This window comes from Stenotrophomonas sp. PS02298 (assembly GCF_029959445.1).
Lineage (GTDB): Bacteria > Pseudomonadota > Gammaproteobacteria > Xanthomonadales > Xanthomonadaceae > Stenotrophomonas.
Map to the genome: position 1 here is coordinate 1 of NZ_JASCOR010000075.1, position 20,929 is coordinate 20,929.

Consider the following 20,929-nt stretch of genomic DNA (forward strand, 5'->3'; position numbering starts at 1 on the left):
GGGAGAGGGGATTGAGCCAAACGCCAAACGCCAAAAGCCAAAAGCCAAAAGCCAAAAGCCAAAAGCCAAAAGCCAAAAGCCAAAAGCCAAAAGCCAAAAGCCATGACTGCTCCGCTATACGCCGTCCTCAGAAGCGCCAGTCAAAGCTCAACTGGTAATTGCTGGGGGCACCGTAGTAACCAATCTGGTACAGGCTGTTGATGTACTTCTTGTCGGTGAGGTTGTTGACGTTGGCGCGTATCGTTGCGTTGGGCAGCACGTCCCAGGCGACGAAGGCGTTCAGCAGAGCGTAGCTGCTCTGACGCACGATGCCGCCGGTGTAGATATCAGTTGCGGAGATTTCACTCTGCCAGCGGCCACCCAGCCCGAACGACAGTGCCTCGTAGGTCGGCAGGCGCGAGGTGAGCATCAGGTTGGCGGTACGGCGTGGCACCCAGGTATAGGTTGCGCCACCGTCTTCGTTGCTCATCTTCAACTGGGTGTAGCCGAACACCAGGTTGGTGTTGTCATTGAGCTTGCCGGTGGCCTCGAATTCGACACCCTTGGATTCCACGTCAACGCCGTAATACCAGTACTTGGCGCTCGCTTCGTCGTAACCACCTGAGGTGGCGAGATTGCCTTGCTTGGCCTTGAACAGCGCCAGCGTGGTAAGCAAACGACGGTCCAGCCACTCGGCCTTGACGCCAACTTCGTAGTTCACGCCCTTGGTCGGATCCAGGTAGACCAGATTGATGTCGTATTGGTCCTGCGGCTGGTAGATGTCCGAGTAGCTGACATAACCCAGCACCTTGTCGGTGAAGTCCCAAGTCAGGCCCGCATAAGGGCTGATGTGATCTTCGGTCTGGTTGAAGTTCTCGCCATTGTTGCCATCGCGGTGGTATTCGGCCCAGTTGAAGCCGAGCACGGCTTTGAACCGGTCGGTGAAGGTAAGGCGGGTAGCCCCGTAGCCCCGCTTCAACCGCTGGTTGGTCCAGCTTGCCTTGTGGCGTGCTCCCCATTGCGGTTCCGCAATGGCATTGCCTGGATAGGGGAAGAATTCCGGATTGAGGTTGGACGGTACATTGATGGGGTGATCCCAGGTGGTCTGGTCGCTCTTGCCCACGCTGAAGCCGAACATCGCTTCCTGCTCATGCCCCAGCAACTGGAAACGTCCGTTCACCGTGATATCGCCCAGATGCGAGTTGCCCGCGTCGATACCCTTGTATGCCCAACCGACCAGCCCCGCGCCGGTGATCGGGTCCAGCCCGCTCAGGGAGTAGGCGAAGAACAGCTGATCGTCGCTGTCGATCTTGCGGTAGTTGTAGGTCGCCTTGGCCTGCCAGTCGGCACCCAACTGGTGGGTGTACTCGACGAACGCGGTCTGGGTCTTGGTGTTCCAGTAGGTCCAGTCCTGCGTGGTCGACGCACTGCGGCCCCACTCGGCCTGGCTGCCGTCGTTGTTGCTGAAGGTCAGCGCGCCCCACATGTTGTGGTCGCTGTTGGCTTTCTGCCAGGAGTAGCCCATGGTCAGCGTGCCGTTGTCGCCGATCTGGCCATCCACCACGCCATAGAAGAAGTTGCGGTCGGTCTCGTAATCGCGCAGGTAGGAGTCACCGTCTTCATGCGCGGCCACCACGCGGCCGGCCCAGCGGCCGTCCTCGGTGAACGGGGTGGAGTAATCCACCTCGACCCGACGCTTGCCCCAGGAGCCGAGGCTGATGCCGACCTGGCCCTTGCTCTCGTTGGTGGGGCGCTTGCGCACGTAGTTGATGGTGCCCGACGCGTTACCCACGCCGGTGAGCAGGCCGTTGGCGCCGCGGATGACTTCCAGCTTCTCGTAGCCGAACGCATCCATCGCGCCGGTGACGATGCCCCAGTCATTGGGCAGGCCGACGCCGTCGATCTGGGTGTTCTTGATTTCCAGGCCGCGCGCCAGGTAGTTGGTGCGGTTGGTTTCCCATTCCTCCACCTGGATGCCGGTGGCCAGGCGCAGCGCATCGTTGATGTTGTCGATGCCGAACTGCTGCATCTGCTCGGTGCTGACGACGCTGATGGACTGAGGGGTTTCCTTGATATCCAGATCGAGGTTGGTGGCACCGTTGCTGACCCGGTTGGCACGCTGCGATACCACGCGCACCGTATCCAGCTGGGTAGCGGTGTCATTTTCCGTGCCGGAGGCAGAGGCAGAGACGCTCTGTGGCGCGGCCATGGCAGCACCACAGCTGCTGGCCAAGGCCAGGCAGATGGCGACCTGCAGGCGGTTGCGGACGTTGCGGAACGGGAACGATGAGCCAGCGGCATGAGCCGGGCGGGCGAGGGAGCGACTGGGGTGCATGAGCGAGCCTGAACGGATTTAGATAACGGATTGACCACGGGCGGGGCGGTCCCGCTTCCGTTGCGGGTGATAACTGCGCTCAAGCGGGCGGCGATGTTAGTGGGAAATTAAATGCGAATGATTCGTAGTTTGCAACTGTTCGGGCAGTCAGGTTTCGTCAAAAGGCCGTGTCTGCACGGCGTCACCCGGCTGAATCAGACCATGTGCCGGGTCACCTGCAGCATGCTGGCGGCGCCTTGTATGCTTTGGCCGACGCCCGCGAGCCGAGGTCAAGATGTCCGACGCGCTTCATGCAGAGGTTGAACGTCGTGCTCCCCTGCAACGCCTGGCCTGGGCATTGCTGTGGCTGGCCTTGGCCGCGCTGAGCCTGCATTTCCTGCTCGCCGTCCATGGCCAGTACCGTCACCTGGACCCCGAGCACTACACCATGTACTGGTCGCGGCGCGGCTGGTTGTGGCTGCATATAACCGGTGGTGTGCTGGGCATCGTGCTCGGCCCGCTGCAGTTCCTTACCCGCTGGCCGCGTGCCTGGCCGTGGCTGCATCGTTGGTTTGGGCGCTGCTATATCAGCGGCATGTTGTTGGCCTGTGCGGCAGCGGTGGGCTTGATCAGTACCTCGCCGGCACCTGCCCCGATCACCACCGCGTTCGCGGGCACAGCGCTGGCCTGGCTGATGACGGCCTTGGTGGCAATGATCAGCATCCGCCGTGGCAAGGTTGCACGGCATCGCCGCTGGATGACGCGTGCCTATCTGGTCACGCTGGCACCGGTGGTGTTCCGGCTGTTGTTGCCGGCGTGGATAGCGAGCGGGCGTGCGCCCAGCCCGGACGCCATCGCGCTGCTGTTGTGGAGCAGCTGGGTGGTGCCGCTGCTACTGCATGGCGTGCTGTCGAGTGCGTGGACGAGGTGGCGGGGACGAGCGCCGTCGATGGCCGCTCCAGCGGGATGATGCTTCCCGCTGCCAGTTGGACTGACGGGCGATTCAAGGCTCAGCGGGTGAGCCGGCAGCGCCACGCAATACCGCGATGAAGCGCACTGCCATGCCAACCAGCAGGAAGGCCACCAGCATCGCCGCCGAGTTGGCCAGCACCTTGGCAAAGCCAAGCTTGGCGACATCGATGAAGTAATACGGATACATGCCGGTGAGCTCGCCGCGGATCAGCGCGTAGATGAAGTAGCTGACCGGATAGATGCACCATGCCAATGGTGCGAGCGCGCCAAGTCGGTTACGTGGTGCAAACACCACCCAATAGGCAAGCGCGCAGAGCGGCACGACATAGTGCAGCAGGTAGTCGGCAAGCAGCTGCAATCCCTGCGGGCTCCAGGCATTGCGCAGCAGCACGTGATAGCCCGCACCCACCATGACAATCGAGGTGATCGCACAACCCAACACCTCGGGCTTGGCGAAGAACCGGCCAGGAGGTGTGGCTCCGGCAACCAGCGGCAAGGTGGCTGAAAGCGCGACGAACAGATTGGTAAGCACCGTGAAGTAGGCGAGGAAGGCAAGCGTGCCGTGGAGGACGCCCCGGCCATTGGAAAACGCCAATTCAATGGACAGGTAGAGCTGCAGCAGCAGCGCCGACCATGCGAAGACAGCCAGTGCTGCCAGCATCTTCCTGTCGAGCGGGTGAGGCTTGGTCTGCATGTGCTCTCCGAAGGAGTTCAACTGCCCAGGTAGGCAGAGTAGCGCAGTACGTGCATTCAGCCCGCAAGCAAGCTGGCTCGCCAGCCTGCAGCTACTGAAAGCCCCTCTCCCTGCACGGGAGAGGGGTTGGGGAGAGGGCGACGCAAGCACCACTCGCGCCGGGGGCGAGGAAAGCTCCGAAGCGGATGCTCCTTCTAGGCCAAGCCGCAGTGCCACTCATCCCACCTGCAGGAACCGCGTCACCTTGTGCTTGAGCAGCTGCACCAAGATGGGATCCATGTAGTCGTAGTCATCCGGTATATCCAGGCAGATGACGCGCTTGCCATCCAGATGTGCGCGGAATTTCTTGGACAGCTTGTTGCGATGGGCGTTTTCCATCACGAAGATCAGGTCCGCCCACGCCAGCAGCTCTGGTGACACCGGCGTATTGGCATCATTTCCCAGTCCGGCTGATTGCGTTTCAATACCGGGCCAGTTGGCGAAGACCTGCTCTCCGGTGGGACTGCGCAAGCGGTTCTGGGTACAGATGAAAAGGACGTTGCGTGGCATGACGGCTCCCTCGAAGTCTGGTGCCTGCTCAGGCGGAAGGTGCAGGGGGTGCGGCTCGAGTGCCGTGGCGCAGGAGCATTGCAGTGAACACGGCAACCGCCAGCAACGGCCAACCGAAGAACACTCCCCGGAAAAGCAGCGAGCCGTTTACCAGTCCGATCAGAACCAATGAAACCAGGCTGCCACAGCCGAAACCCATCCAGATAAATGTGCTGTTGAAGCTGTGCTGGTCAGTGCCAAGCACGAAATAGGCACGCCACAATGCGACGATGCCGAGCCAGCCGCCGCTCAGGCAGGCCAATACCAGCGCGGCGCTGCTCAGGGCTTGCTGGCGCTGGATCGACTCCAGCGCGAACATCAGTCCCAACGCGCTATAGAACAACGCCACCAGCGTACTCGGCACGATCACCACGAAGCCGATGAGCTGGGCCAGCAATTTCGTTCGCATGTGATCCTTCACGGTGAAGTGCGGCTCGCGCCGCAGATAGGTTCAAGCCGGGGTTGGCAGCGTGTGGTCGACGCAACCGCCGCAGGCCTGCGCGGAGTCCTGCAAAGCGCGATCAACGGGTATCCGTTTCCACCACCACGGCAGTTCCGTAGCAGAGCACTTCGGTGAGTCCGGTCATCAGCTCGGTGGCGTCATAGCGCACGCCGATGATTGCATTGGCGCCAAGCTGGCGGGCGTGGGCGACCATGTCGCGGTAGGTTTCATCGCGGGCCTGTTCGCACAGCTCCGTGTAGATGGTGATGTTGCCGCCGAATATGGTCTGCAAGCCGCCGAGGAAATTGCCAACGATGGAACGCGAGCGCACGGTGATGCCGCGGACCAGGCCGAGGTTGCGCACGGCGCGATAGCCCGGCAGTTCCAGGGCGGTGGTGATCATCGCGTCGTTGAGCAGGGCAGGTGCCGTGCGGCTGGTGGAGGTGTGTTGTAGGGGTCGGTCATGGTGGGTGCCGGCAACGTGCATCAGGGAGCCGAGTATGCGTGCATTCCAATGGTTGGCACCATGGCTTCCCGTGCAACACGGATGGGAACCGGCCCGCTGGGCGGGCCGGGAGTTCGGAATGTCAGGCCGACCGCACCAAGGCCGTCGTCGCCTTGCGCACCACCGGTAACAGCAACAGCAGGATGGGGAAGGCGACCAGCCACGAGATGCCCCAGGCAGCGAGCCACTTGGAGCCGAGCAGCGGCGACATGCCGATGCTCTTCAGTGTGCTGATCAGGGAGACGACGCAGGTCATCAGGATGGACAGCAGCAAAGGCATGACCAGGGCGCCGTAGCGCAAGGGAAGCTTGGGAATGCCGAAGGCAATGATGTTCTTGTTTTTAGCGTTCACGGTGATCTCCTGGATCCGGTCAAGCAATGGCGCCTTCCGCCCATGGATGGGCGAACAGCCCCGGCAATGCCGGAGTTGATGGGCGCGTTGGTTGACGTGAACGCTTACGGCCGTCGCATGAGTCGCGAGGACGCGCAGATGGTAGGAGCTGATAATGCTTCTGGCAAGCGCTTCCAGGTTGCCGCCGAGGAAGCAACGCGCTTCATTGCCCGGCCAGTTCGCGCAGTTCAATGACCCGGTCGATGTTCAGTTGCATTGGGCAGAACGAATACATCGGTGAGCCAACATAGGAACCCGCGAGTTCGCAGTGCAGGTCCCGGTACACCAGCCAGGCCTTCTGGGCACGCTCAAGCCTTGCTGCATCGTTCGCGTTCTCTGCAAGCAATTTGCTGTTGATGGCACGGTAAAGGCGTGTCATCTCCGCTTTTGCATGCTCCGAGGTCACCGATGAGCAGGCCTCCACCGTGCCGTTGTTGATGCTGCCGGCCTTGGCCAGGCAGTCGTTATAGGCCTGCTGGTGGTCCACCGTGGTGGCGGCAGCGGGCCACGCCAAGCCTGCAAGCAACAACAGGGAAACTACATTGGATCGCATCGTGCAGCGCCTGTGCCGTGGCAGCCACAGCTGCCGTGGTGATCGTATTCGCGGATCTGCAAGGGCCAATCAGCTCAGCGCCGCGTGAGCTCCTGCCCATCGACGGTCATCTTCCAGCTGCCGTCCACTTGATGCGGTGGCACGGAGACCACGAAACGCGTGGTCAACGGGCCGACTCCGGCGATGAAGTCATTGCCTTCATAGGCCTTGATTGGTGCATCCAGTGATTTGCTGACCGACGGGCTGGGCTGGTGCTTGTAGATGACGCGCCCGCTGGCATCGATGAGCAGCGAGGTGGTGGTCGATTCCCAGGTACCGACATAAGCCTGCTTGTCTGCCGGAACCGGCTTGCCACAGGCTGCAAGCACAAGGGTGAACAACAGGGCGAGCAAGGCAAGGCGGCTGCGACGCAGCACTTCCGGCAGCAAGATATTGTGGGTAGTGCGATGGGCTGTGATGTATCGCATCCGGGGCTTCCTTTTTGGTGGATGGAGGATCAGCCGGTTCGTTGCTGATCGGGGTGTTCGACGTGCGCAACTCTGCCTAGGAAAATCATTGCTAGCAAGCGCGGAGTCTGCGATTGCCTGCCGTTAGCCATGCGGAGAACAAATGCGCGTGATGCTGGCTTGGTTCCAATCCGACGCCCGCAAACGTTGTGCGCAGGTGCGTGCGATACCGCTATTCCTGCGCCGAGAACGATGCGTGATAGGCAACGGTTCCCTGCGGCATCCGCGTATCGAACGAAAGCGCCTGGAAGTACTCGGCGGGCACGCCCGGCAAGGTGAGCGCATCAGTGGCCTTGAATCCGAAACGCGCGTAGTAGCCTGGGTCGCCAAGCACCACGCAGCCGCCTGCAGCAAGTACGCGCAGCTGATCGAGTGCTGCTTCGATCAGCTGGCTGCCAATGCCTTTGCCCTGCAAGTGGGGCAGGACAGATACCGGTCCAAGCCCGTACCAACCCACGTCCTCGCCGGCGATGGTCAGCGGCGACACCGCAACGTGGCCAACGATGGTGCCGGATTGCTCCGCTACCAAAGAGACGGTGAGCTGGCCGGAGCGGCGCAATGCCGCAACGATGAATTGCTCGGTGTGATCGGTATGCGGTGCCTCCAGGAAGGCGGCGACCGTTACCGCTTCGATGGCCGCGATGTCGGCGGGCGTTTCCGGCCGGATCAGGATGTCCATGGAATCAGGGTGTCTGCGTGGGAGGCTTGGATTCGGAAGCATATCGGTTTGGCTTTGCAATATCGGTTACCTGCAACCAAGCGTGACAACAGGCTCAAGCTAAGCCGGAAGCGTACCTTGCACGCCGTAGCCCGGGTAAGCGCAGCGCACCCGGGGCCGTTCGCGGGCGGCAATGGCAGCTGGCGGGTTTCACCAGCCCGTCTACGACTACTGGCAGCCGAGGGTGACGATAGGCTCAAGGTAGGCGGCGAGGCTGCCTTCGGCGTCCATGGCGACGAGTGAGTCGAAACGTTGAATGCGTGCGGCAGGATCGGTGGCCAGCAATGCCTTGTAGGCCTTGAGCATGCTGCGCATGCCGGCGAGTTGTGATGGCTGCAAGGCGCCCTTCTGTGATGGGTTGGCGACCTGGAAGGCCGCGCTGCCAAAGATGAACTGCGCCAGCAGTTCCGGGCCATTGGGAGTACCCGCGGCGGGCACTGGTGCCAGCACGTCCGGGCAGACGTAATCCACCGCGTCCTTGGTGCTGTCCTCCCATTCAAGCAGCAGGGCGCGGATGCTGGTCGCCTCCGGGTGGCGCGGCTGCGCTTCCAGCAGTGCGGTCAGGCCGACAACCTGTGAGCTGTCCACCTTCAAGCTGCCCTGGCCCTGGGCGACCGCGCCCAGCGGCAGGAGCAGGGCGAGCGTGAGCGTCTGGCTGAAGAATCGCATTGCATGGATTCCCTGGACGACAAAGACCTGCTCGCGCCCGATCAGCCAGGCGCCCCGGCTGACCCGGTACCGAGGCCAGCCGGGTGATGATTGAACGTATCGCGTATAGGTTCAATCAAATTTGGCGGCAACCAGGCGTGCCCGGCGCATCAGTTGCGCAGTCATCGACATCGCCCGTGCCATCCAACGCTGCCGTTGCCGCACACGCCATCGCTGCGCTTACCTGCAGGCGGCGTTGACCTGCTGGTCCAGGCTGGCCCGCATATCGGCCGTGGCCTGCGCTCCTGCCGCGCCCAGCGCTGCCGTGCGCATCGCCTTGGCGCCATCGCAGTTTTCGTTGCCAGCGGTCGTCGTATAGCGAACCTGCACGCGCCGTTGGCCCGGCCCGGCAGGGGCGGCAGTGATGGCCTGGGTCGGGTTGGACGGGGAGGGCGATGCATACCGTCGTGACGAGGTTTCGCCTTCGCGGCAGGGGATGGACTGGTAGCTGGTTTCACCCTTCGGGCCGGTGCACTTGTACACGGGCTGCGCCTGCGCCGTCGGGATGCTGAAGTAAAGAACGGCTGAGGTGAGCAAGGGGAGACAAGCCTTTGTCATTGAAGCTCCGTGACGAATCATGAACAGGGAAGGCGCTGATTATGTCCGCTCGCGGTCAGCGAATCTGGAACCGCTGCGCGTTTCCGCAAAGGTGGTTGCAGTTTTGCGGAACCTTCCAATGCCCAGGCCTGCATGCAAGGTCTGGTGCCATGCGCAAATTCATTTCGCGTCCTGGGTCTGCTCCGAGATGACACCGTCGATCCAATCGGCGTAATGGCTGATGCGGACATTGCAGGCAACCTGGCCATAGCGTCCGGGCCGTGCGGTCAGCACGTTGCCCTGCACAACCTTCCAGGAGCCCAGCCCGGCGAGCAACCACTGATTGCCGCTCTGGATCAATGCTGGGCCACCGCTGTCCCCGTTCCCGAGTACACCCTCAAGCGGCAGGGCCGAAGGTGGTGCATCGAACACATAGCAGAGCCAACGGTCGTATGCACTGCTGACCGTGTTGAATGCACGCCGCAGCTCCGTGCGGTTGGGGCCGCTGGGGTCGTGCCCGATGTCACCGGTGCCGGTGGCCCCTTTGCCGATCAGCTTGATGGTCTGGCCAGCCTCATCGTCATGCTTGTACGCGGCCACCGGAGCGACATCGGTAACGGGCTGGCGCAGCTTGATCAACGCGATGTCATCCGATGAGGCAAGGAACACCACGATCAACATCGCCTCACCGCTGGCCGTTGCCTGGTCGATCAGCGTCTGCGGCAGCGTCCTGTAACCGGGGTGGATGATGACGCGCTCCACCTCGCGCGGCAGCCCGTTGATTGTCACCTGCTTGAGCTCGGCATGCCGGGGCAGGGTATGTGCAGCCGTGACCGCCCACTGCGGAGCAATCAAGCTGCCATGTCCCTCGCCGGGCATGTCGACCAGCGCGGGAAACTCGCCACTGGGAATCCGATAGTTGGCGTCATCAACATCGTGGCGGATGACGATGGCATCAGCAGTCGAGGACAGTGTGAGGAGTAATGCGAACAGCAGGCCTGCGAGGGGTTTCATGAACATCCTTTGGTCGGTAGGCCCTGTCGCTGTTGGGGCCGGTACCTGAAACGAATGGGTAGCAAGGCAGTATTGGCTTGCATGAGTTCTCCGGGCGTTGTCCGGTGAAAGGATTCATCTCTGATCACGCGTTATGGCATTCCGAGCCTGTCGAGCCAACGAAGTGCGTCGTCGGTCCATCGATCGGTATCTGTCCCTTGCCGCTTGACGCCAAAGGCATGCCCGCCGGTTTCATACAGCTTGAGCTCTACGTTTACGCCTGCCTCCCTCAGTGCTTCCTCATACACGCGCGAATAGTAGGCCGGATCGACTGCATCATCCTCGGCGTGTATGAGCAGGGTTGGTGGCACGTCGCTCGAAATGTGAATGTCGGTGTTCAGTTCTCCTGCTGCGACTGACCTGGGAGTCTTGTTCTTGTGCTCCATGGTCAGGTGTCCGGGATAAACCGGAATTGCGAAATCAGGGCGGCTGCTCATCTGGTCGACTGCATCGATTGACTCGTAGGTTCGATGTCTGAAGGCTGTGGATGCCAAGACCGCCAGGTTCCCTCCTGCAGAAAACCCCATGACGCCAATCTTGTTGGGGTCGATGGCGTACGCACCCGCGTTGAACCGAACAAGCGAGATCGCCCTCTGAGCGTCCTGCAACGCCATTGGAATCTCGGGTTGCTCGTGCCTTCTGGTCTCGCTGTTCCAATTGCATCCAGTGTTGGGGACGCGATATTTCACCAGGATGCAGGTGATGCCCGAATCGGTCAGCCATTTGCAGACATCAGCGCCTTGCGGTCCAAGCGTGCTGTTGGGGCCTATCGCCAACGCTTTGTAGCCACCACCTGGAAAGACGAGGATGGCGGAACGCGAGGAGTTGTTCGTCGGCGAATAGACGAGATATGTCGGATGAGTCAACGCCCACTTCTCGTGGGCGAGTGCATTGATGCCGTCCAGAAAAACCTGGGAGCCCTCGGGCCATAGGGGCACCTCGAGCCGATAGCTGACAGCGGAAGAGTCCGCGTTGTGCGCGCCTGCCGGCTGCGAGGCGGGGGCCGGGCTACGTGGCGGATACTGGTTGTCCGAGGCGAGGGCTGAACAAGCTGAGATCAACAGAAGCGCGGCACTCAACAAGTTAACTGCTGAAGGAAGCATGTGCGTGTCCTACGGCTGCGGGATTGCAGATGGTTGAGCAGTACCAGCCTCTGGAGTTGGGGTGCCCCGTAGCAGATCGGTTTGACCTGTCATGCCGTTGGCTGACGAAGCAGGTTCGATGTGTTCCAGACGCTGGGCCTACCACTGTACTTGTGACTCGATGATGGCCCGCAGCCGTTCGCACTACCGGGAATGGCCTTGGTCAGCGGGGTGCTCCAAGGCCGCGATGCGCTCGACCAGCGTGTCGACCGCCGCCTCCATGGCCCGTGCGGTATGGTCGCCACTCTGGTTGGTGATGATGAAGATGCCAAGGTCGTACTTCGGGATGATGTAGACATAGCACTGGGAGCGGGGCACGCCACCATGGTGTGCATAGTACCTGCCTTTCAAGCGGTCGCCGCTGACGATGTTCCAGAAATAGCCGATGCCGAATTCGCGATCGAAGTTCGCCAGCGTGCGATGGGATTCCTCCACGACAGGTCCATTGGCGAGCTGGAATCTCAGGTATTTCACCATCTCCGGAACCGTTGCTTTCACGTTTCCGGACGCACCCCAGGGAAGCTGGGGCATTGCCGTGGTCGGTAGCGGATTGTCACTGTGATAGCCAACCGCAAGCCGTGTCGCGTCAGCATCGCCAAGGCGGATCCTGGTATCCGTCATCGCCATGGAATCTCGCAGGAACCCACGCAGAAGTGACTCGTAGTCGCTCTTGTAGACCATTTCCAGTACGTGTGCCACCAGCTCGGTCCCGGTGCTGGAATACGCGTACTCCTTTCCGGGCGTTCGACCAATCTCGACCGTATGCAGGTCCTTGAAGAATTCGCCCTTTCCGTAGCTGGCGTAGATGGCATTGAGCTCAGCGGGCGTGCGCCGATCGGTGAAGTCGGCCAGTACGGTATTGGCGCGCTCCGGCAGCATGTTCGGCAGCCCACTGGTATGCGACAGCAGATGGCGGATGCGGATCGGCTCGCCGTGGTACTGCAGGTTGGGATAGTCACCTTGCAGATACTTCCGGATGTCGTCATCCAGGCCGATCCTGCGCTCCAGGACAGCATTCGCTGCCAGCGTGCCTGCCAGCGTCTTGCTCAATGAGCCGATTTCGTAGAGCGTCGCATCGCTCGGAACCCCAGCGGTGCCGGCAACCATGTCGCCGCGGTGATGAGTGAACTCCTTGCCCCGGTACACGACTGCGATTGAGGTCGAGTGCAGCAAAGGCTGCTCGATGAGCGTTGCAGCGACTTCTTCGATGTCTGCCTCCAGATCCTTTGCAGGAGCCGGCTCGCCCTTGCAGCTCGCGCCAAGGAGTGCCGCTGACAGTACGAAGAAGTAGAAGCACCACCTGTTTCGAAAGGCCATCGAAGTCGCTTGCATGCGTGGGCGCTTGAAGTGGGATAGGGAAGGGCTCATAAAGTAGCCGAATACCTGCCGTAACGCCGTAGTGGTTCCAGCACTTGAACTAGGACGGCACTTGTGGGAGCACTGGAGGTATTGAAGCGGCGAGCCAGCGAAGAATGAGTCCGCGAATCTCCCCGGCCAGGTCCTTCAGTGCGCCGGAACGGCGGTGAATTCACTGGGCTGCAGATGCAGTCATATGCGCCAGGCGGACTCATCGCTGGGGACGGCGACGTTTACAGAAATGGAATTGCTCGTAGTTGTCGATACCGCATGCGAATCGATTTCGGTGATGAGGAGTTGTTTCGCGCCATGTCGGTACTGGTATCTGCCATGCAGAATCAGCGGAGCTGAAATGGCGGCGGCAATCGCCCCGGAAATGGCGATGCCAGTCGTCAGGCCAAGGGCAACCAGAACCAGGCGTCCGATGGATATGTCAGCGATCCGGTTGGAAGGCGAATGGGCTGCCAGAACCCAGTGCAGCGCCAATAACCAACATGCAACAAGCAGCGGAATGGCCGCGATGGGTGCCAGGAACGCAGCGGCAAGCGCAGGCAAGGGCGCTGAAAGGCTGGCCAGCCAGAACCGCGTGCGAGGTGAGCAGGTAGGGTTGCGATGTGTGGTTGTTGCTGGCATCTGACACTTTGGACTCAGCTGCGCCGCGTGATGACGCCAGCTTGAATGAATTGTCAGGTCCCATCCGGAAGACGAACCTGCATGGCGCATTCCGCCGCCAGTGACTTGAGCGCCAGGTCGCCGATCCCGGCAAGCCCCGCCGCGCGTCGGCACCGGCTCGAATGAACTGTCAAGCGCGTCCTGTCCAGCGGCGCACCATCCAAACAAAGCAATACTGCACGGCCATTGGAAGCAGGCCAAATATGATGACGCAGAACAGGATGCAGCCAAAGAACAGAAGGCCAAGTTCCAGCGCTTGAGCTATCAGTGGCCGGGAATGGTTTGAATGGTGCTGGTGCTCCAAGCTGGACGCCAGCAGCGCAAGGACGGGCAGGACGCCAAACAAGGCGCCCACGCAGCCGGTGCTGATGATGGTTTGTCTAAGCTGCCGGCGTTGCCACATAACGACTTGCTCCGGAATTGAGCCGGCCTGCAAAGCGAGCCCCGCTCGGACACATTGTCAGGTGTCATGATCGTAGCGCTCAGCTACGCCATCTTTGAAGTGGATGGTAAAGAGGGCGTATCGATCCCCAACTGTTTCAAATTGAAGCAGCCATGGGTTGTTTGGATCGGCATCAAGCGGTATCCCAATGCCGACGAACTCGAATGTGTCGTCCCACAAGCCCGCAAGCGGTCCGTAGATCCGCTCATATGTCGGGACCAGCACGGATGCCGACTGCTGGAACAAGGCAGTCTCGTCGTTGATTGCTCTCTGAAAGAACGAAATCTGCTTCTTCGAAGGGGCTTCCGAGTTGACGGTGTTGACGTAGACGGAAGTCGTCCGATCTGCAAAAGGAACGGAATCCGCACCCCATGATTCTTCCCCGCGAATCCTGGTGAGCTCCATGGTGCCGAAAATCGGGTGGACCGCTGTCGCTACAACAGGGCCTTGCCAGAGTTGCCAAAGCCATTTGAACATGACACCCCGCTCCGTCGTTATGCCGAATCGTGTAATGACGTCGGCTTGAATCAATCGTCAGACTACGGTTCCGATTACAAGGAGGGCAACAAGCCCAAGAAGCGGAAGCGCGGAAAGAATCAATGTACAAAGCCCCAGCCAGAACCAGAATCCTCCAGCTGGACGATGACTGCTGGCGATGGTGGCGCCAATGATCATAAGACCGATGCAAGTCGTTGGCAGGGCAACAACCAGCTCGATGTAGCGGTGGGGCGAAGGGCTGGCGAACCACCAAAGCCATAGCCCCACAAGGCAGACGGCCGCGCCAATCGCGACCAGTGCGCCGTCTCCTCGTCGTGCGAGAGCTTTCACGTTGGCTCAGACTCCGGATTCAGGCCGGGCCGCGTAGCGGCGTTGGCTTGGATGAACGGTCAGCCTTCATCTTGAAGGGCCTGCCAAACAGCCTCAATAATTCGGTTTGATGCAGTATCCGGGTGGCATGGCTCATGGCATGCATCCTCAATGAGCGTTCGATTCCCGCGCCAGAGCCCGTAGTGATTCCTGATGCCTGTACCCCATCCATGGTGATATCGAATGAGGTCGTCCTTCTTTGTACTGCGAATGGCCTCCTTGTCCGCTGCAGAGAGAGTGGAAAGGAGGTCCGCAACCGTCGCGCTCACGGTAGTCGGCCAATTGTCGGGTCCAAGAAGTTCCTCTTCCTTCTCTTGAGCGAACGAAGAGCCGCAGAAAGTCAGCGAAAGCAGGAATGCGATGAAGAGCTTCATCATCAGGGCTCGCTCTGGAGTTCAGCGTTGTCGCGAAGCGACGTTGGCTTCGTTGAGTTGCTGGGCCGGGGCAACGACCGAGCCACCAACCAGAAGCAGGTGGATGCGCAGAGGATCAGGAGTGCCGGTACTACTATCTCCAACGACAGGTAAAACCAGTTTTGCCAAGGCTTTGGTTCGGAGAGATCGGAATAGTAGAAGACCGCTCTGTAGACCGTGTCGGAGAGGAAGGCCCACAAGATGAGGGCAACCGCGGAAGTGAAGAGCAGCCGACTGGGCCTGGTGCGAAGAGATCGCATCATGATCCAGCAGCCTGACAGCACGATCAGCAGCCCCAGCGTTGCAGCAATTGCGAGAATCTCTTGTGCCCCCATAAGCCTCGCCCCCATGGTCTAATGCTTGAGTCAAGCCGCGCCGCGAAACGGGGTCGGCTTGGATGAATTGTCAGGGCTTGGACCCACTAGATGTCAAAGCCAGGATGAAGACAATCGCGAGGCTCCGCAACCAGCCAATCAGAACCCAGAAAGCGATCCTGGAGTTTGGATCCGCCGGAGGTATATTGGAGCTCCGTGGCTAGTGGAATGCCCAAGCTCGGGAGCATGGCCCTGAGAACGAGGAGCACGGCATCCCGGTCAGTCGTATCGATGTCGATGCCGCAGAACTCGATGGGCCGAGTGCCGTCAGGCAGGGCGTTTCCAAGTAGCGAGCCGCCACCAGAAATGTAGCCCAGACCTTCTGGCTGGAGCGCGGCGTCAATTGGATCCTCAAACATCGAGCCGCGATCGAGTGGCTGGATAGCGGCAGGAATTTTGACGTAGATGAATTGCTCGGCATCGAATAGATTTTCAGCTTCGGTCACGACAAAATTCCTGTGAACTCTGGTTATGAAATAACGCTGCATGGGCTTGAATGCATCGTCAGCGCTCGGCCGGAACCGTCGTTGCCAATCCGAAGAGTGCGCGGAAACGCTCTGCAAAGGTCTCTTCCTTGAAGTCTTTGAACTCACCAGCATCAAAGAAGATGCCATGACAGAAGCCGCATGATTCGTACGAGATATGCGGTTGGCCCGCTACCACCATGGAAAAGAGTGGCTGCTGGTCCTTGGGGCACTTGCCTGCTCCGGTATTAGGCGGAACCGTGGTCTTGGGCGAATAGTCGATACGCTCGGAGCCATCGAGCTGTTTGAGTTCCTCATGCTCGAACACGTCGAACCATAGGCCGCCGCAGCCGGAGCACCGATCGACCTCCACATTCTCATGAACAATCGGCTTGAGTTCTGAGTTGCACTTCGGGCAATGCATTCTGGTTTCTCCATCAGGTAAGACCAGGGAATCAAGCCGCACGCGGAACGGCGTCGGCTTGAATGAGCTGTCAGGGGGAGTAGGGTGAGTCAATGGAAAGTTCACCGCCAAAACGTACATCTTTGCCGTACTTGAAACGGCGCTCTGCCAGTACCGCGCCATCGCATTGCACGGTGGCTACATGTCCTTTCCGCGATGGGCCAACCATGAAGGCCTCCCTGAAGTTGCCGGAGACCAACTGTTGGGGAACGTCCTTGCGTCCGGCGGCATGAACCGACAGGGTGCAAGTCGAATTGGGAGGCGTGGAACCTACGACGTAGAGCATTCCATCGGCAGGGCCAAGGTGAATGCAGCCGGGAAGTGCCAGGCAGATGAGCGGGAGTGATAACAAATGTCGCATGGGTTTGCGGTTTCCGTGAACGTTTGAATGTGGCCCGGCCGCGAAGCGGCGTCGAGTTGGACGCGGAGTCAGGTCGCGGTGCACTCAACGGCCCGCAGCCGCAGTACCTTGCGTGCCCCGCTTGGAGGTCGTCTCTGTGGGGAGGTGCGGCCTAGCGCGGGGAGCCATTCCAGCGGTTCAGAAGGCTCGGCGGAATCTGCTATGAATCCATGGGGCTGCCCATCGGTGAGGCAACGAAATACTCCAGCAATCTGAGGAATGCCAATAGCTATTGCAGCAATGGCCGTGGTGCCAACCAGGATGAGGGAAGTCTTGCCGAGGACGGACGAGTGCCAGAGAGATGCGTTACGTCGCAATGCGAGGAAGGCCCGGAGAGGAAGCAGCGAAACGCCAAATAGGCCGAGGAATCCAAAGGCATAGATGGATGAAACAAATAGCAGATATGACCAATCTGTCATTGCAATCCAACTCCGGAACTAGGCCGAGCTGCATTGTGGCGTCGGCTTGAATGAATTGTCAGGGCCGTCATCGTTCACCGGCAGCGCCAGCAATCTGTTTGCATAAGTCACTGGCTGATTTGGGACACCGATGTGTAGCCAGGTACACGACGCGATCGAGCTCGGGAGTTGCCGCGGTAATGTCAATGTTGCGGATTACAAAAGTCTGAAAGCTTGGGTCTTCAGCAATGAACTGCTGAGCTTGACCGAGCGTTTCCCAGTTGGTGGCGAGCAGGTGGACAACCTTGTCCGTCACGCCTTCCGCAATGGGGCCGTCGTAGCAGTGGCCATACTGCTGAAATGCGGTGTACATGGCCCGCCAGGAAGTCATTGAGTCAGTGAGGCGCTCAGCAGCGATTGCATCGGAGCGGGGACACTCTTTGGCTGATACCGAGTGCGCCAGCAAGAGAAACAATGTGGTGGCGACAGTGCGCTTCATGTGTCCCTGACTCCGGAACTGAGCCGACTCGCGAAACGGGTTCGGCGTGGTTGATTGGTTAGGCCTCGGCACCTTGGGATTTTCTGAGTCTTTGGACCAGAACCGTCTCTATGTTCGCGCTCCACAGTACAAAGCCATCTGTCTCTGGAGAGCGTAATGCAACCAACTTCATCGTATCCAGGTGCCAGCGGCGAAAGACTACGAGCAGTTGCCGTACCGAATCAGGTTGCACGGGAGCGCGGAGTTCCAGCTCCAGGGTAGTAGCAAAACCTTTGATGGATTGAAACTCGGGTATGGATCTAAGCCAGCTGAAGAAGTGATCCTCGTCCGCTGGTGAAAAGAAGACTGGTCCTTCAAAGGAAATGATCATGAGGCGAACGCCTGAACTAAGCCTAGCCGTGAAGTGGCATCGGCTTGAATGAGTTGTTAGGCCTCGGTTGGCCTGGCGAGGTAGGTACAGAGGCTTGATGCTCCGGCGACAAGCTCAATGATCACCGATTTCTGGTTGTCAGGATCGAGGAACTCAAGCCGAACTCCATCCGGATATCCCTGCTGATTGGTCATGATCCAGGCCCACTGCAACGGTTTGCCAATGCAATAGGCCCACAATTGGCTGATGATTTGGCGTGAGGGGCCAGGGTGTGAGCCAGAAGTGACCGCAATTGTGTCGTCGTCAGCCATGGCAGAAAAGGCGACGGTAAGTCTTTCGAATTGCAGCTCTACGGCCATGATAGGCGGATAGTCAGGGTCAAGCGGGATCTCCCGAACGTGCCGGAGATTGCCGCCGTCATAACATGCCTTCCTGAGTAGTTCGAGCACGCGGTTGGAGGCCTCACTCTGGAAGTAAGCGGACTCGCGAAGCGAGTCGGCTTGAATGAACTATTAGGGCGCGCCCCGGATACCCTGTGCGTATGAGTTGTAGAACTCATACGCGCTATCCGTTTCGTGGTGTATCTCAATGGGATAAGGATCAGGCTCTCGGGTGATCGTGTTCAGCACGGTGAGAAAGCTGTCTATGTCTCGGGAGAGGAATACGTACTCTCGGTATCCAGGCTCAGTGAAGACCATGCATAAGATAGACTGATTGTCTGACTCAACCCGCTCACAGACTCGATCTTCGAACCTCTTCATGGCCTCAGAATCTAGAGTTGAAGGAGTGCCGACATTGGTGGGGTCTTGGAAAACCCAAATCACGTTAAATCTCTCAGGAAAAGAACCGAAGTCGAACTCGGGCTCCATCGTCTTTAGGCGGAGTAAAGACAGTCCGGCTTCTGTCTCTTTTCGTGCGAGAACCCAGCCTCTCTGGTCTTCCATGTACGCTCCCTAGCTCCCTAACTCTGGAATTAAGCCGACCCGCGAAGCGGGTTCGGCTTGAATGAACTGTTAGGCGCCACCCTACGATCCGAAGCCGGCAGGAAGCAACCGGACGTCTGCGGATATGCAGACGCCATTACCACCGGATAGTGGCCGTACACCCAAGATGGTGCCCTGCTGCGTGAGCTCCGCCTGGACTATGACGATAGGCTGCTCAGAGCCATCCTCCAGTAGCTGAACTGCGCAGCATGGAAGGCTCATTGGAGCTGGAGTGGAACCACCCTGCACATAGAAGACGGCAGAGCCGGCCGCGACATCAGCCTCGGTTGCTGGGCGGCCGACTATGCACGGTGTGGCATGCCAATCGGTTGCCGAAACGGGACCCCAAAGATCAGTCATAGCTGTAGTGGCGCCTAACTCTGGAATTAAGCGGACCCGCGAAGCGGGTTCGGTTTGAATGAATTGTTAGGTGCCATGTCGGGAGAGCTGGATGACACCGGACTGAATTTCCTGGGGGGTGATGCCGCTGACTCCGATTGAGCATGACTTGATGCGGTTGTAACCGTCAACGAAGAAGACCGCCGTCTCCCCTGGGAGTACAGCTGACCCGCAGTCTGCTCCCCGAAGCTCGCCGCCGGGGAAGGTGGCCTTGAAATGGCGAAGGGGTGTAACAGTGGGTTGGTCCCGAGTCTCGTTGGCGCCAAGAAACGGCGGTGCAACGGAGTCGACACGACCAAAGAAAACGTATGTAGATCCCTGGAACAGTCCCTTGGTCCATTGGGCTTTGGACTCGACAGGGTTGCACGAGCAGTTCTGCCCAAGCGCGAGGCATGGTAATAGTAGAAGTGCGGCTCCGACAATCCTCGTCATGGCACCTAACTCTGGAATTAAGCCGACCCGCGAAGCGGGTTCGGCTTGAATGAACTGTTAGGCGGCTGTGGCCATTGACCGAGCTCAGGACCAATGCTGCCTTGCTTGTGCCACCTAACGCGATCCGATCATGCCACAGCTTGCGGGATGGAGCTTGCCTAGGAAACTTTGCCGAGCGTTGCCGCCGAAGTGCGATGAAATGATTGCGGCAGGACAGTGAAGGGTAAGACGAAGTGGCGGGCCTGCCGGCGCCAGGAACAGTTGGAGCTGTTACCCGGAGACGACCGGTGACTTGCCGATGTTGTTGCCGAAAGAAGAAGGGCTAGCCAACCAAACCCACCGCCGCCTAACGCCTGAATTAAGCCGACTTGTGTAGTGGAGGCAAAAGCGTGGCAGGCTTTTCTTGCCACGCTTTTGCCGTAACGAAACAAGTTCGGCTTGAATGAATTGTTAGCCGACACTCAGGTGATCTTGACGTCCTTACCCTCAGAAGCCATCAGCTCAGCGAATTTGGCCCAAGAAAGCCGCTTTTTGTTCACAGAATTGCCGGCGGGAACCCACTCAATGTTGCCCTTGCTGATGAGGGCAGTCCCCAACTTGCGCCCATCCTTCTTGACGTCAATGGTGACATCCTTGTGGAGCACGAACTTGGTAGAAATATCCAGCGTGACTTCATGTGCCATGAAACTCTCCTGTGTTGGCTAACGCCTGAATTAAGCCGAGCCGCGAAGCGGCTTCGGCTTGAATGAATTGTTAGGGCCCACCCCGGACCCTGGAGAGCAGTTTATCCCTACGCGCCTCGAGCTGATCAGGGTGTTGTGCGTACAAGCTTGGCCCCCATGTATAGGCAACTACCGTTGCCGCCTCTTGGTCCGAAAGTGCGCTGAGTGGTTTAGCGAACATGCGAGTGGATAGGGCGTTTAGGCCATGTCCCTGCCCGTTAAATACGAGAGTGGAGTACAACCCAAGAACCTCATCCTGGGAAAGGTGTAGCGAAACAAGCCGCTCCCAGAGAATGCTGCGTATGTGCCAGTTGAGCGTTCCTTTGCGCGGGAGAAGGCGATAGTGCAGCTGCCGGGCCACCATGGCGGGAGGCGATGCGCCTCCTTGTTGCTGCGCAATGATGTATGTGCGGATCTTGGGTGGAGGCGTGCGGTCTAGAGGGTCTGCCTTAGCCAAGATGGCTTGAATGTCATCTCGGTGGGGCCAGAACACCAAAGCGTCATAAGCCAAGAAGCCTAAAGCTGGCAGAAGTATGAGCGTAGCGAGAAGGGCGACTACGAACTTTGCGAGAC

25 protein-coding genes and 1 pseudogene are annotated in these 20,929 nt (G+C 59.5%); 1 reads left to right on the forward strand and 25 read right to left on the reverse strand.

Features of this window, described 5'->3' with window-relative positions:
- Positions 1 to 127: 127 nt before the first annotated feature.
- Entirely contained in the window at positions 128 to 2,314 is a 2,187-nt protein-coding gene (locus QMX78_RS12220; RefSeq protein WP_282269863.1) for a TonB-dependent siderophore receptor, read from the reverse strand.
- 274 nt (positions 2,315 to 2,588) lie between these two features.
- On the opposite strand from QMX78_RS12220, the gene QMX78_RS12225 reads away from it, so the two are divergent.
- Positions 2,589 to 3,263 (forward strand): DUF2306 domain-containing protein, encoded by a 675-nt coding sequence (locus tag QMX78_RS12225; RefSeq protein ID WP_282269865.1) that lies wholly within the window; start codon positions 2,589 to 2,591, stop codon positions 3,261 to 3,263.
- A gap of 33 nt (positions 3,264 to 3,296) precedes the next feature.
- Here the strand turns inward: QMX78_RS12225 and QMX78_RS12230 are convergent, their stop codons facing one another.
- The 24 genes and pseudogenes from QMX78_RS12230 to QMX78_RS12345 all read right to left on the reverse strand — a co-directional run bounded on the left by QMX78_RS12230 (position 3,297) and on the right by QMX78_RS12345 (position 20,317).
- Positions 3,297 to 3,959, reverse strand: a complete 663-nt coding sequence (locus QMX78_RS12230) for a Pr6Pr family membrane protein (protein WP_282269867.1) — start codon at positions 3,957 to 3,959, stop codon at positions 3,297 to 3,299.
- Between the two features lie 216 nt (positions 3,960 to 4,175).
- Complete coding sequence (locus QMX78_RS12235; RefSeq protein WP_282269868.1) at positions 4,176 to 4,508, reverse strand: low molecular weight protein tyrosine phosphatase family protein; 333 nt, start codon at positions 4,506 to 4,508, stop codon at positions 4,176 to 4,178.
- Positions 4,509 to 4,536: 28 nt separating this feature from the next.
- On the reverse strand, positions 4,537 to 4,956 hold the full coding sequence (locus QMX78_RS12240) for a hypothetical protein (RefSeq protein WP_282269870.1): 420 nt from the start codon (positions 4,954 to 4,956) through the stop codon (positions 4,537 to 4,539).
- A gap of 112 nt (positions 4,957 to 5,068) precedes the next feature.
- Positions 5,069 to 5,454 (reverse strand): annotated as a pseudogene (locus QMX78_RS12245) (YbjQ family protein).
- A 122-nt stretch (positions 5,455 to 5,576) separates the two neighbouring features.
- Positions 5,577 to 6,077, reverse strand: coding sequence for a DUF2798 domain-containing protein (locus tag QMX78_RS12250; protein WP_282269872.1), 501 nt, complete (start codon positions 6,075 to 6,077; stop codon positions 5,577 to 5,579).
- The gene (locus QMX78_RS12255; RefSeq protein ID WP_282269873.1) at positions 6,049 to 6,438 is read right to left on the reverse strand and encodes a lysozyme inhibitor LprI family protein; all 390 of its coding nucleotides are present in this window, start codon (positions 6,436 to 6,438) and stop codon (positions 6,049 to 6,051) included. The genes QMX78_RS12250 and QMX78_RS12255 overlap by 29 nt, the downstream gene beginning before the upstream one ends.
- Before the next feature lie 74 nt (positions 6,439 to 6,512).
- Positions 6,513 to 6,905, reverse strand: coding sequence for a hypothetical protein (locus QMX78_RS12260; protein WP_282269875.1), 393 nt, complete (start codon positions 6,903 to 6,905; stop codon positions 6,513 to 6,515).
- Between the two features lie 211 nt (positions 6,906 to 7,116).
- Positions 7,117 to 7,623, reverse strand: a complete 507-nt coding sequence (locus QMX78_RS12265) for an N-acetyltransferase (RefSeq protein WP_282269877.1) — start codon at positions 7,621 to 7,623, stop codon at positions 7,117 to 7,119.
- A gap of 207 nt (positions 7,624 to 7,830) precedes the next feature.
- On the reverse strand, positions 7,831 to 8,331 hold the full coding sequence (locus QMX78_RS12270) for a hypothetical protein (protein WP_282269880.1): 501 nt from the start codon (positions 8,329 to 8,331) through the stop codon (positions 7,831 to 7,833).
- A 219-nt stretch (positions 8,332 to 8,550) separates the two neighbouring features.
- Complete coding sequence (locus tag QMX78_RS12275) at positions 8,551 to 8,949, reverse strand: hypothetical protein (protein ID WP_343239258.1); 399 nt, start codon at positions 8,947 to 8,949, stop codon at positions 8,551 to 8,553.
- Between the two features lie 138 nt (positions 8,950 to 9,087).
- Positions 9,088 to 9,921 (reverse strand): trypsin-like serine protease, encoded by an 834-nt coding sequence (locus tag QMX78_RS12280; RefSeq protein WP_282269883.1) that lies wholly within the window; start codon positions 9,919 to 9,921, stop codon positions 9,088 to 9,090.
- A 131-nt stretch (positions 9,922 to 10,052) separates the two neighbouring features.
- Positions 10,053 to 11,063 carry an alpha/beta hydrolase gene (locus tag QMX78_RS12285; protein WP_282269885.1) on the reverse strand — a complete coding sequence of 337 codons (1,011 nt, stop codon included), beginning with the start codon at positions 11,061 to 11,063 and terminating at the stop codon, positions 10,053 to 10,055.
- 183 nt (positions 11,064 to 11,246) lie between these two features.
- Positions 11,247 to 12,434, reverse strand: a complete 1,188-nt coding sequence (locus QMX78_RS12290; RefSeq protein ID WP_282269887.1) for a serine hydrolase domain-containing protein — start codon at positions 12,432 to 12,434, stop codon at positions 11,247 to 11,249.
- Between the two features lie 216 nt (positions 12,435 to 12,650).
- Positions 12,651 to 13,091 (reverse strand): hypothetical protein, encoded by a 441-nt coding sequence (locus QMX78_RS12295; protein WP_282269889.1) that lies wholly within the window; start codon positions 13,089 to 13,091, stop codon positions 12,651 to 12,653.
- Between the two features lie 169 nt (positions 13,092 to 13,260).
- Positions 13,261 to 13,533 (reverse strand): hypothetical protein, encoded by a 273-nt coding sequence (locus tag QMX78_RS12300; protein ID WP_282269891.1) that lies wholly within the window; start codon positions 13,531 to 13,533, stop codon positions 13,261 to 13,263.
- A gap of 57 nt (positions 13,534 to 13,590) precedes the next feature.
- Positions 13,591 to 14,049, reverse strand: a complete 459-nt coding sequence (locus tag QMX78_RS12305) for a hypothetical protein (RefSeq protein ID WP_282269893.1) — start codon at positions 14,047 to 14,049, stop codon at positions 13,591 to 13,593.
- A 410-nt stretch (positions 14,050 to 14,459) separates the two neighbouring features.
- Positions 14,460 to 14,816 carry a DUF6794 domain-containing protein gene (locus QMX78_RS12310; protein ID WP_282269895.1) on the reverse strand — a complete coding sequence of 119 codons (357 nt, stop codon included), beginning with the start codon at positions 14,814 to 14,816 and terminating at the stop codon, positions 14,460 to 14,462.
- 457 nt (positions 14,817 to 15,273) lie between these two features.
- Positions 15,274 to 15,672 carry a hypothetical protein gene (locus QMX78_RS12315; RefSeq protein ID WP_282269897.1) on the reverse strand — a complete coding sequence of 133 codons (399 nt, stop codon included), beginning with the start codon at positions 15,670 to 15,672 and terminating at the stop codon, positions 15,274 to 15,276.
- A 58-nt stretch (positions 15,673 to 15,730) separates the two neighbouring features.
- On the reverse strand, positions 15,731 to 16,234 hold the full coding sequence (locus QMX78_RS12320) for a zf-TFIIB domain-containing protein (RefSeq protein ID WP_282269899.1): 504 nt from the start codon (positions 16,232 to 16,234) through the stop codon (positions 15,731 to 15,733).
- Between the two features lie 805 nt (positions 16,235 to 17,039).
- Complete coding sequence (locus QMX78_RS12325) at positions 17,040 to 17,450, reverse strand: hypothetical protein (RefSeq protein WP_282269901.1); 411 nt, start codon at positions 17,448 to 17,450, stop codon at positions 17,040 to 17,042.
- Positions 17,451 to 17,508: 58 nt separating this feature from the next.
- Positions 17,509 to 17,820 carry a hypothetical protein gene (locus QMX78_RS12330; protein WP_282269902.1) on the reverse strand — a complete coding sequence of 104 codons (312 nt, stop codon included), beginning with the start codon at positions 17,818 to 17,820 and terminating at the stop codon, positions 17,509 to 17,511.
- Positions 17,821 to 17,876: 56 nt separating this feature from the next.
- On the reverse strand, positions 17,877 to 18,269 hold the full coding sequence (locus QMX78_RS12335) for a DUF6334 family protein (RefSeq protein WP_282269904.1): 393 nt from the start codon (positions 18,267 to 18,269) through the stop codon (positions 17,877 to 17,879).
- Between the two features lie 63 nt (positions 18,270 to 18,332).
- Positions 18,333 to 18,764, reverse strand: coding sequence for a DUF695 domain-containing protein (locus tag QMX78_RS12340; RefSeq protein ID WP_282269906.1), 432 nt, complete (start codon positions 18,762 to 18,764; stop codon positions 18,333 to 18,335).
- A 1,331-nt stretch (positions 18,765 to 20,095) separates the two neighbouring features.
- Positions 20,096 to 20,317, reverse strand: coding sequence for a hypothetical protein (locus QMX78_RS12345; RefSeq protein WP_282269908.1), 222 nt, complete (start codon positions 20,315 to 20,317; stop codon positions 20,096 to 20,098).
- Between the last annotated feature and the right edge of the window lie 612 nt (positions 20,318 to 20,929).